The organism is Polaribacter sp. M10 (assembly GCF_054968445.1).
This window is the reverse complement of sequence record NZ_JBSSBG010000013.1, coordinates 101,563-113,707: the sequence shown is the minus strand read 5'-3', so window position 1 is coordinate 113,707 and position 12,145 is coordinate 101,563. Positions and strand designations below refer to the sequence as shown.

Below are 12,145 nucleotides of genomic sequence, written 5' to 3'. Positions count from 1 at the left end.
TCATTTTCACCAATATCTCCCTGCGCTACAATAGTTCCTAACTCTGAAGCACTTAAATGTACATTTACATAAGCATCCAAATTACTTACATCGCTATAAGAAAAAGCAGAACCATCATCATAAGTAGTTAAATTTGTTACACTAACACCAGTGTCGCCAATTACAGGGTTAAAAGAAACTAAAATCCCACCTCCTTCTGCTGCTGTGTTTTCGTGAATATGTGCAGGATGTTCTCCTCCTGCAGGAGTTCCACTTAATTCTATGGTAGCTAAAACTTCTCCATTTACTCTTTCTGAAAAAGTAACATCACCAGAAATTCCTGCTACTGCTTTTTCGCCTAAATCATAAGTAATTGAATTTTTTATATCGTTTTGACCAATATCACCTTGGGCAACAATAGTTCCTAATTCATCTGAACTTAAGTGAACGTTAATGTAACCATCAAAATTTAGCAACTCATTGTAAGTAATTGGTGTACCATCATCTAGAGTGGTTATATTTATAGAACTGTTACCACTATCTCCATTTACAGGATCTAATGAAACTGCAATAGCACCACCTTCTGCTGCTGAATTTAAATGAATATGCGCTGGATGAATTCCACCAGAAGGAGTACCAGAAATATCTAAATTTATGTTGATAGAACCGTCTGCAATTTCTACAAATGTAGCTGTACCAAATATACCTGCTACATCTTTAGAGCCAAGGTCGTAAGTAATTGAATTTCCTGTGGGTTCATAAAATTTGTAGTCAAAATCATCATCACTACAACTAGAAAATATTAGTAGTGTTATGGTAAAGAGAATAAAGTTAATTTTTTTCATAATATTATTTGTTTAATTATTTTACCTCTAAGTTAAACAAAAATATTTACATCATTTCAATATTATTATTAAATTAACAAAATTTTAGTATAAGAAAACTATAAATTAAATAAGAATTAAGCGTAGTAATTGAAGAGAAAACTTAAAATTTAAGTTTGAATAAAAATATATTTGATTAATATAATTACTAAAAAGATAAACAATTTTAATATTAAAGAAAAACTTCTAAAGCTTTGTTATAGGCACTTTCAAAACTCATAGGTTTAATGTTGGTATCTGCGTTTTCTGCCGTAAAATAACTCAGTAATTTTTCAGTTGGCATATTGCCTGTCAATTCGTCTTTGGCCATTGGGCAACCACCAAATCCTTTCATGGCTCCATCAAAACGTAAACAACCCGCTTTATAAGCAGCATTTACTTTTTCAAACCATTTATCTGGAGTAGTGTGTAAATGTGCACCAAATTCTATTTCTGGATATTTTTGAATTAAATTCTTAAAAAGATAGTCAATTACTTCTGGTGTAGAACTACCAATAGTATCTGAAAGTGATAATATTTTTACACCCATCTTAGAAAGTTTCTCTGTCCACGCTCCAACTATTTCCACGTTCCAGGGATCTCCATAAGGATTCCCAAAACCCATAGATAAATACGCAACAACTTCTTTATTTGATTTATCAGCAATATTTAAAATTTCATTTAAAGTATCTATAGATTCTGCAATTGTTTTGTGCGTATTACGCATCTGAAAATTTTCTGATATTGAAAAAGGATATCCTAAATAATCGATTTCTTCGAATTTAGAAGCATCGTTTGCGCCTCTTAGATTCGCAATAATGGCTAATAATTTACTACTGGTTTTCGATAAATCTAATTTCGATAAAACTGCAGCAGTATCTCGCATTTGAGGTATGGCTTTTGGCGATACAAAACTACCAAAATCAATTGTATCGAAACCAACTTTTAATAAAGAATTGATATACAATGCCTTTTTTTCGGTTGATATAAAATGTGATTTTATACCTTGCATGGCATCTCTAGGACATTCTATGATTTTCACTTTTTTCATCAACTCAAATATACAATTGATATTTGATTTAATATCTTAAAGAAATGATATTCATAAATCAACTCAGTTAAAATTAGTTTTAAAATTAAATATTAGCAATATAATTACTTAAATCTACTTCTCTTTGTAGTTGCATTTTATTTTTACGATTCGTAAAAAGGATTGAGCAAAATCTAAATTCTTCTTTAGAAAATAAATATTTCTTGGATTTGGAAATGCATGAAAAAACATAAAGACAAAAGAGCGGATATTTCTGATGCAGGCATGATTTACTATTTATTTACAGGTGATGAAGATGGAAACCCAACTAAATTTCGAAACTTTTTGGGTAATAAAATTTAAAGAATATCCCCCACTTTTATATTTCTTTGAGTTTGTTGTTTATTAATGTGTTTTTGGTAAATTCGTTTTTTTTAATGAAGATACCAAAACACATTTTATTTGTAATTGTAGTTTCTCAATTTTGCTGTACATCTTTGTGGTTTGCAGGCAATGGAGTAATGAATAGCTTAGTAGAAACATTTCAATTGCAAGAAAATGCTTTAGGATATTTAACTTCTGCTGTTCAGTTTGGCTTTATTGCAGGTACTTTATTATTTGCTTTATTAACTATTGTAGATCGCTTTTCACCCTCTAAAGTTTTTTTTATAAGTGCCGTTTTAGGTGCATTATTTAATTTTGGGTTGATTTATGAAAATCAATCTTTATTAAGTTTATTGATTTTACGTTTTTTTACAGGATTTTTCTTGGCTGGCATTTATCCTGTAGGGATGAAAATAGCCACAGATTATTACAATACAGGTTTAGGAAAATCTTTAGGTTTTTTAGTGGGCGCTTTGGTTATTGGTACAGCTTTACCCCATTTATTAAAAGATCTTTTGGTAGATTATTCTTGGAAAAGTGTATTAATCTCAACGTCTACTTTAGCTACTTTTGGCGGATTAATAATGTTATTATTTGTAAAAAATGGTCCTTATAGAAAAGCAAGTAAAACTTTAGATTTAAAGGCCAGTTATGCGGTTTTTAAGAACCATAATTTTAGAAAAGCTGCTTATGGATATTTTGGACATATGTGGGAATTGTATACTTTTTGGGCTTTTGTACCTATTCTATTAAATATTTATAAAGATTTGCATCCGCAAGTACATTATAATATTTCTATTTTATCATTTATAATTATTGCTTTAGGCGGAATTTCTTGTGTTTTAGGAGGCTATATTTCAGAAAAATTCGGCGTACAAAAAACAGCATTTAATTTTCTGTTGCTTTCTTGTATTTGTTGTTTGATTTCTCCTTTTGCTTTTCAAATTTCAAACGAATATCTGTTTATTGCTTTTTTAATTTTTTGGGGATGTGTTGTTATTGCAGATTCGCCATTATTTTCGACATTGGTGGCACAAAATGCACCTCAAAAAGACAAAGGTACAGCCTTAACTATTGTAAATTGTATTGGTTTTTCGATTACAATTATAAGTATTCTAATTTTAAACAGCATTAACGCAAAAACTGATTCTAATTTTATTTTTATGATTTTGGCCATTGGTCCTATTTTCGGGTTAATTGCTTTAAGAAGAAAACAAGAAATAATTAAATTAAAAAAAAGAAAAAATATAAGCTTTTAAGGATATCAATACTCCTTTTTGTTTTCGAATATATTATATCAAAAAAATCTTATTTTAAATTAATAGTTGTTATTGATAAAGTCTAAAAAATTCTCATATTTATTTATAAAAAAACTCTTGAATTTCTTCAAGAGTTTTAAAATTATTTAATTTCTACTACAGATTAAGCATTTTGTTTTTTGATTAAGTTTAATGCAGAACCTTCTTTATACCAATCAATTTGTGCTTTATTGTATGTATGATTTAGTTTGATGGTGTCTTTACTACCATCTGCATGTACAATTTCTAAAGTCAATTGTTTATCTGGAGCAAACTCATTTAAATCGATAAAATTGAAGGTATCATCCTCTAGAATTAAATCGTAATCAGCCTCATTATCAAAGGTTAAACCTAACATACCTTGTTTTTTAAGGTTTGTTTCATGAATTCTTGCAAAAGATTTAACAATAACAGCAGCAACACCTAAATGTCTTGGTTGCATTGCAGCATGTTCTCTAGAAGAACCTTCACCATAATTATGATCTCCAACAACAATCGTTTTAATTCCCTCTTTTTTATAGGCTCTTTGTACAGCAGGTACAGCATCAAACTCACCTGTTAATTGATTTTTAACAAAGTTTGTTTTTTTATTGTACGCATTTACTGCTCCTATTAACGTGTTATTTGCAATATTATCTAAATGCCCTCTAAAACGCAACCAAGGCCCAGCCATAGAAATATGATCTGTTGTACATTTTCCAAACGCTTTAATTAACAATTTAGCACCTGTAATAGCATCTCCTAAAGGTGTAAAAGGCGTTAACAATTGCAATCTTTCTGAATCTTCTTTTACAGAAACTACTACTCCACTTCCATCTTCGTCTGGCGCTAAATAACCATTTTCTTTTACCTCAAAACCTTTTGGTGGTAACTCCCATCCAGTTGGTTCATCTAACATTACTTCTTCTCCATCTTCATTAATTAATTTATCTGTTAATGGATTAAAATCTAAACGACCAGCAATTGCAATTGCAGCAGTTAATTCTGGTGATGCCACAAATGCGTGTGTATTTGGGTTACCATCTGCTCTTTTAGCAAAGTTTCTATTAAAAGAGTGAACAATACTATTTTTAGGCGCATTTTTAGGGTCTGAATATCTTGCCCATTGTCCAATACAAGGTCCGCAAGCATTCGTAAAAATTGTTGCACCTAATTTTTCAAAAATCCCTAAAATACCATCTCTATCTGCAGTATATCTAACTTGCTCAGAACCTGGATTGATACCAAATTCAGCTTTAGTTTTTAAACCTTTATCTACAGCTTGTTGTGCAATAGATGATGCTCTTGATAAATCTTCGTAAGATGAATTTGTACAAGAACCAATTAATCCCCACTCTACAGTTAATGGCCAATCATTTGCATTGGCTTTTTCTGTCATGGCAGAACCAACAGTTGTAGATAAATCTGGCGTAAATGGTCCGTTTAATAAAGGTCCTAATTCTGATAAATTAATCTCTATTACTTGATCAAAATATTCCTCAGGATTTTCATAAACTTCTGCATCTGCTGTTAAATAATCTTTAATTTCATTGGCAGCTTCAGCAACATCAGCTCTATCAGTTGCTTTTAAATAACGTTCCATAGAAGCATCATAACCAAAAGTAGATGTTGTTGCACCAATTTCTGCACCCATATTACAAATTGTACCTTTACCAGTACAAGACATTGATGTTGCACCTGGTCCAAAATATTCTACAATGGCACCTGTACCTCCTTTAACAGTTAAGATTTCTGCAACTTTAAGAATTACATCTTTAGGAGCTGTCCAACCCGAAAGTTTACCTGTTAATTTAACACCAATTAACTTTGGAAATTTTAATTCCCAAGCCATACCAGCCATAACATCAACTGCATCTGCACCACCAACACCAATTGCAACCATTCCTAAACCACCAGCATTTACTGTGTGAGAATCTGTACCTATCATCATCCCTCCAGGGAATGCATAATTTTCTAAAACTACTTGATGAATAATACCTGCACCTGGTTTCCAAAAACCAATTCCGTATTTATTAGAAACTGATTCTAGAAAATTAAAAACCTCACTACTTGTACTATTTGCATTTTTTAAATCTTTGGCTGCACCTTCTTTTGCTTGAATTAAGTGATCACAATGTACAGTTGTAGGCACTGCAACTTTTGGTTTACCTGCTTGCATAAATTGTAACAAAGCCATCTGTGCAGTTGCATCTTGACAAGCTATTCTATCTGGAGCAAAATCTACATAATCTTTACCTCTAGTAAATGCACTTGTTGGTGTACCTTCCCATAAATGAGAATATAAAATCTTTTCTGACAATGTTAGTGGTTTGCCAGTAATTTTACGAGCTGCATCAACTCGTTCAGTCATACTTTCATAGACCTGCTTAATCATATCAATATCAAATGCCATAGGATTTCTTATTTTTTGTGTTTGTTAAAAATCTAAGATACAAAATAATGCCTTTTTATAAAAAGGTTAGGTATAAAATAGAATGATTATAATATAGGTAGGGTTTATGCAAAAAAAAGCCTAAATCATAGATTTAGGCTTTTAAAATATTTAGTTATAAACTTCTTAGTTTACCAATTGCTTTTGAGAAGGCTTAAATTTAGTTAATAAAATACCTTCTACAGCAGCTTCGTATTCTGCCATTGTTGGAGTTCTACCTAAAACTGTTGATAAAACTACAACTGGAGTAGATGATAATAAAGACTCACCTTTTTTCTCTCCTAAATCTTTTACAACTCTACCTTGAAATAAACGAGTTGATGTTGCCATAACTGTATCTCCTGGTTCTGCTTTTTCTTGATTACCCATACAAAGGTTACAACCTGGACGCTCTAAATACAACATATTTTGATATTTCGTTCTTGCTAAACCTTTTGGAGCGCTATCATCGAACTCAAAACCTGAATATCTTTGTAGAACTTCCCAATCTCCTTCTGCTTTTAATTCATCAACAATATTGTATGTTGGTGGTGCAACTACTAAAGGAGCTTTAAATTCTACTTTACCTTGTTGAGTTTCTATGTTTTTTAACATTTGAGCTAATATTTTCATATCACCTTTATGTACCATACAAGACCCTACAAATCCTAAATCTACTTTTTTAGTTCCACCATAATAAGATAATGGTCTAATATTATCATGAGTGTAACGTTTAGAAACATCTTCGTTATTAACATCAGGATCAGCAATCATTGGTTCAGCTATTTCATCTAAATCAATAACAACTTCTGCATAATACTTTGCGTTTGCGTCTGGTTTTAAAGCTGGTTTAATTCCTGTTTTAAGCTCAGTAATTCTTGTGTTAGCTTTATCAACTAAACCTTGTAGAACTTGCTTTTCATTATCCATTCCTTTATCGATCATAATCTGGATTCTACCTTTAGCTATCTCTAGAGATTCTATTAAAGTTTCATCCTCAGAAATACAAATAGAAGCTTTGGCTTTCATTTCTGCTGTCCAATCTGTAAATGTAAAGGCTTCATCAGAAGTAAGTGTCCCTATATGAACTTCGATAATTCTTCCTTGAAAAACATTTTCGCCACCAAATTGTTTTAACATTTGTTGTTGCGTTGCGTGTACCACATCTCTAAAATCCATATAAGATTTCATTGCACCTTTAAAAGTAACTTTAACAGATTGTGGAATTGGCATTGTAGCCTCACCAGTTGCTAAAGCTAAAGCTACTGTACCAGAATCTGCACCAAAAGCAACACCTTTAGACATACGAGTATGAGAATCTCCACCAATAATAATGTCCCAATCTCCTACTGTAATATCATTTAAAACTTTATGAATAACATCTGTCATTGGAAAATAAACTCCTTTTGGATCACGACCTGTGATTAATCCAAAATCGTTCATAAATTTCATTAACCTAGGAATATTCGCCTTAGATTTATCGTCCCAAACAGAAGCTGTATGACAACCAGATTGATAAGCACCATCTACAATTGGAGAAATTGTTGTGGCTGCCATCATTTCTAATTCTTGAGAAGTCATTAATCCTGTTGTATCTTGAGAACCAACAATATTAACTTCTACACGAACATCAGAACCTGCATGTAAAACTTTACCTGGAGTTGTACCTACAGCATTTTTATTAAAAATCTTTTCTACAGCAGTTAAACCTTGCCCTTCAATAGAAATTTCTTTTGATGTTGCATATACTTGTGGCGCTTCGATTCCTAAAACCTTAGCTGCAAAAGTTTGTAATTTTTTACCAAAAACCACGGCATAAGAACCACCAGCCTTAATAAACTCTTGTTTTTGAGGAGTTAAAGCCGTAGAAATATCTTTTAATACTGTTTTGCCATGATATAATTTCTTTTCTTTTGTATTGATTGTAAGCACTGTACCTGTAGCTACAGAATATACTTGTTTTAAAACTGGCTCTCCATCTTCATCTACAATTGTATTACCCTCTGCATCTTTTTGTTTTACCCAGTTTTGTAAATCTATACCAATACCACCTGTTACACCAACTGTAGTTAAGAAAATTGGAGAAATACCATTTGTACCAGCAATTACTGGAGCAATATTTATAAAAGGCACATAAGGACTAGATTTTACTCCTGTCCATAGTGCAACATTATTTACACCAGACATTCTAGAAGAGCCCACTCCCATTGTTCCTTTTTCTGCAATTAACATAACACGTTTGCCTGGGTGTTTTTCTTGCAATGCTAACAATTCATTTTGCATTTCTTTGTTATGCTCAAAAATACATTGTCCATGCAATTCACGATCAGATCTTGAATGTGCATCACCTCCTGGAGAAAGCAAGTCTGTAGAAATATCACCAACACCAGCAATGTAAGTTACCACATCTATTTCTTCTTCAATTTCTGGTAATTTGGTAAAAAACTCAGCTTTAGCATAACTTTCAATAATATCTCTAGCTATTTCGCTACCATTATTAAATGCTTCTTCTAATCTGCTTGTATCAGCATCGTACAAGAAAACTTGCGTTTTTAATACTTCTGCAGCTTCTTTTGCTTTACTGATATCATCTCCTAAAGCAATATCTAATAAAACTGCTACTGAAGGTCCACCTTTCATGTGTGATAATTGCTCTAAAGCAAAAGATGGAGAAATTTCTTTAACAACTTCTTGTTCTAATATAATTTCTTTTAAAAATTTCGATTTTACAACTGCAGCACTTGTGGTTCCAGGTAAAACATTGTATATAAAAAAGTTAAGAGAATCTTCTCTATATTCATTATCTAAATCTTTAATCTGTGTAATAATTGCACTTAGCAATTCTGCACCATCAATAGGTTTTGGGTGAAGTCCTAATTGTTTTCTTTCTTCAATCTCCTTCAGGTAGTCGTTGTAAATACTCATAAATAATATTATAGAATTCTTTTAGTTAATTTTTGTAGCTATTTATTTAATGTTTTATAAAACTAAAATTGTATCGCTGACAGTTTACAAATAAAGTTAATTTACATTAGAAAAAATAAGTTTACTCAAGCAAAATTACTGCATAAATATCGATTTTGAAAGATAAATAATAGATAGGTACAATTAATGAATAAAAAAAAACTATTTTTTTAATATGTACATATAATTCAACAAATTAGTAAGAAAGGTGAGAATTAAATAAAAAATATAAAGCAGACTAATAAGCCGAATTCTGTTCCTTTTTAAAAAAAAGGCTCTTATCATTTATCTAGTTCTAAAATTACTTTTAGAATCGATCTGCCTACCCTTTAGAATCGAGCGAGTAGCTCTCAAGCTCTAATATACATGACATTGCACCTCATAGAGTTTACCTGGTTTCACTACAGCCTAACTGTACTTGCTTTCTGTTGCACTTGTCCTCAACTTACGTTGGACGGATGTTATCCGCTATGAATACTCTTTGGTGTCCGGACTTTCCTCCTCGAAATAAATTCGAGACGATAAGATAAGTCTGCTATATATTTTTCATTTATTTTCTTTTTAACTTATAAAAAAACCCACTCAAATAGAATTTGAGTGGGAAAAATTGCTATGAAAAAGAAAAAGTGTTATTGATAAATCAACAACATTACAAATATATATTAAAAAGTTTTATAAAAAAACATTTTTAATAAAAAATGTACACTTTTTTTTTATTTTTAATACTTTTTAAGAAAACATGTCTTTTACCTTCTCAAAAAATGACTTGTCTGATTTGTTTGGGTTTGGTGAAAAATTATCATCATTTAACATTTTTTCAAAAAATTGATTTTGTTCTTTGTTCAATTCTTGTGGTGTCCAAACATTAATATGGATTAAGAAATCACCAGTTCCATAACGCTCTATGCTTGGTAATCCTTTGCCTTTTAATCTTAAAATTTTACCTGATTGCGTTCCTGGTTCAATTTTTATTTTCACTTTACCTGTAACTATTTCTACTTCTTTACTTGTTCCTAAAACAGCTTCCGAGAAGTTTATATACAAATCATAATGAATATTTGTACCTTCTCTTTTTAAAGTTTCGTGAGGTATTTCTTCAATTAAAACCAATAAATCTCCAGAAATTGAATTTTTACCAGGTGCATCATTTCCTTTGCCCCCTACTTTTAACTGAACTCCTTCTGTTACCCCTGCAGGAATATTAATTGGCACAGTTTCTTCTTTTACAACCATTCCTTGAGCATCTGCTCCATTTGGTTTAGAACTCATAATTTCTCCTGCACCAGAACAAGTTGAACACGTAGTTGCTGTTTGCATTCTACCTAAAATGGTATTTGTAACACGCATTACCTGACCTGTTCCATTACAAGTTGTACAGGTTTTATATTTTACACCATTGGCTTGTACTTTTCTACGAACTTTTACTTTTTTCTCTACTCCTTTGGCTATTTCTTCTAAAGTAAGTTTTACACGAATACGCATATTACTCCCTTTAACTCTGGCTTGTCTATGGCCTCCACCACCACCAAAACCACCAAAGCCACCACCTCCAAAGATGTCTCCAAATTGGCTAAATATGTCATCCATATTCATTCCACCACCACCAAAGCCACCACCACCTTGAGGACCATCAAAAGCAGCATGACCATATTGATCGTATCTTGCTTTTTTATTTTCATCACTCAAAATTTCGTAAGCTTCTGCAGCTTTTTTAAAGTTTTCTTCTGCAGTTGCATCACCAGGATTTTTGTCTGGATGATATTTAATTGCCATTTTTCTGTAAGCTTTCTTAATTTCTGCTTGAGATGCAGATTTAGAAATGCCTAATATTTCGTAAAAATCTTGTTTTGCCATTGTTTCTTAGTTTGCAGTTGTAGTTTTAAGTGAGCAGGCATTTTGTTGCTGCTTACTGTAAACTGAGTCCTAAATTACTGTCCTATTACTACTTTTGGATAGCGTATTACTTTATCGCCTAATTTGTATCCTTTTTCTACACAATCGATTATTTTTCCTTTTAAATCTTCTGATGGAGCAGGAATTTGTGTAATTGCTTCATGAATTTCAGCATCAAAAGTATCGCCAGCCTTAGTTTCTATTCTAGATAAACCTTTCTGCTCTAGTGTATTGTAGAATTTATTGTAAATTAATAAAACTCCTTTTCTTAATTCTTCTGCTTCTTTATCTTCTTCTATATGTGTCAGAGCTCTTTCAAAATCATCTACAACTGGCAGTAAAGATGTCATTAATTCTTGTCCTGCTGTTTTAAATAATTCAATTCTTTCTCTTGTTGTTCTTTTTTTATAGTTTTCGAATTCTGCAAAAAGGCGTAAAAACTTATCTTTTTCTGCCTGAACTAACTCTTCTGATGTTGGTTCTTCTTGCACAGATTCTGTTTCAATTTCTTGATTTTCTTCTACTTGTGCAGTTTCTTGCTCGTTTATTACTTCTTCTTCTTTTATATTTTCTTTCTTACTCATTTCTTTGTAATCGTTAAATTGTACACAATTTATTGTCAAAAATGTTGCCAACAAAAAAATAGTGTCAAATTGACACTATTAAGTTTTTCTAAATTTTAACGTGAGACCAATTCTCACCAGATTTAATTCTATGAATTTGCATATCTGAAACACCAAAACGTTTGGCTATCATTGTAATGCGTGTTCTATTATTTTTGAGTTGTTTTTTAATGATTCTAACTTTACCTTCAGTTAATTTACCAATTTTCTTACCTCTTTCTTTAACAATATTATCCCAATTTGGATGACTAAATTGATGCAGCTCTTTTTCTCTTTTTGTGGCCCATTTTAAGTTTTCTAAAACGTTATTTGTTTTATCGTAATCTAAATGAATTACATACAGTTGTTCTTCATTTTCTTTGGGTAAAAAATGTTGCGCAACTAGTTTGTGAACATATCTACTAGTAGTTTTTTTGTTAGCTTCTTGTATTAAAGATATTGTTTCATAACCATTAGTGTACGTCTGTTTCCTTAAAATTTCTTTACCACCAACACACTTTAAAATTCTACCATAGTTAGATATTTTAAATTTCATTTTCTTCGAAATCTTGTCATCAAATTTAATTTCTTTCCATTCCTCGTTCCATAAGTTTCTAATCATAATTTCTAAAGTTAAATTAAGTTAATAATAAAACTTTTTCACTTTCATTTTTTTTTATAAATCTTCTTCTAGGATTTTTAAATTTTTATAGTTTTTTATT

The 12,145-nt window shown here is 31.2% G+C and carries 8 protein-coding genes, 1 other RNA gene and 1 pseudogene; 2 read left to right on the top strand and 8 right to left on the bottom strand.

Features of this window, described 5'->3' with window-relative positions; translation table 11 throughout:
• Positions 1-824 (bottom strand): annotated as a pseudogene (locus ACWYN7_RS12280) (hypothetical protein); the annotation flags it as partial.
• 211 nt (positions 825-1,035) lie between these two features.
• A complete protein-coding gene (locus ACWYN7_RS12275) occupies positions 1,036-1,893 on the bottom strand; it encodes a hydroxymethylglutaryl-CoA lyase (protein WP_462860269.1) in 858 nt (285 codons plus the stop codon).
• Between the two features lie 219 nt (positions 1,894-2,112).
• Here ACWYN7_RS12275 and ACWYN7_RS12270 point away from each other — a divergent pair, with 219 nt between their 5' ends.
• Together ACWYN7_RS12270 and ACWYN7_RS12265 are read left to right on the top strand one after the other, a co-directional pair.
• Positions 2,113-2,235, top strand: a complete 123-nt coding sequence (locus ACWYN7_RS12270) for a hypothetical protein (protein ID WP_462860268.1) — start codon at positions 2,113-2,115, stop codon at positions 2,233-2,235.
• A 74-nt stretch (positions 2,236-2,309) separates the two neighbouring features.
• On the top strand, positions 2,310-3,515 hold the full coding sequence (locus ACWYN7_RS12265) for an MFS transporter (protein ID WP_462860267.1): 1,206 nt from the start codon (positions 2,310-2,312) through the stop codon (positions 3,513-3,515).
• Positions 3,516-3,678: 163 nt separating this feature from the next.
• Here the strand turns inward: ACWYN7_RS12265 and ACWYN7_RS12260 are convergent, their stop codons facing one another.
• From ACWYN7_RS12260 to ACWYN7_RS12235, 6 genes are all read right to left on the bottom strand, one after another.
• Positions 3,679-5,946, bottom strand: a complete 2,268-nt coding sequence (locus ACWYN7_RS12260; protein ID WP_462860266.1) for an aconitate hydratase — start codon at positions 5,944-5,946, stop codon at positions 3,679-3,681.
• Positions 5,947-6,111: 165 nt separating this feature from the next.
• Positions 6,112-8,889 (bottom strand): bifunctional aconitate hydratase 2/2-methylisocitrate dehydratase, encoded by a 2,778-nt coding sequence (locus ACWYN7_RS12255; RefSeq protein ID WP_462860265.1) that lies wholly within the window; start codon positions 8,887-8,889, stop codon positions 6,112-6,114.
• Between the two features lie 265 nt (positions 8,890-9,154).
• Positions 9,155-9,467: RNase P RNA component class A (rnpB, locus tag ACWYN7_RS12250), an RNA gene on the bottom strand.
• Between the two features lie 190 nt (positions 9,468-9,657).
• A complete protein-coding gene (dnaJ, locus tag ACWYN7_RS12245) occupies positions 9,658-10,782 on the bottom strand; it encodes a molecular chaperone DnaJ (RefSeq protein WP_462860264.1) in 1,125 nt (374 codons plus the stop codon).
• A 74-nt stretch (positions 10,783-10,856) separates the two neighbouring features.
• A complete protein-coding gene (locus tag ACWYN7_RS12240) occupies positions 10,857-11,405 on the bottom strand; it encodes a nucleotide exchange factor GrpE (protein ID WP_462860263.1) in 549 nt (182 codons plus the stop codon).
• Positions 11,406-11,493: 88 nt separating this feature from the next.
• Positions 11,494-12,045: an HNH endonuclease gene (locus ACWYN7_RS12235; protein WP_462860262.1), complete on the bottom strand. Its 552-nt coding sequence runs from the start codon at positions 12,043-12,045 to the stop codon at positions 11,494-11,496.
• Between the last annotated feature and the right edge of the window lie 100 nt (positions 12,046-12,145).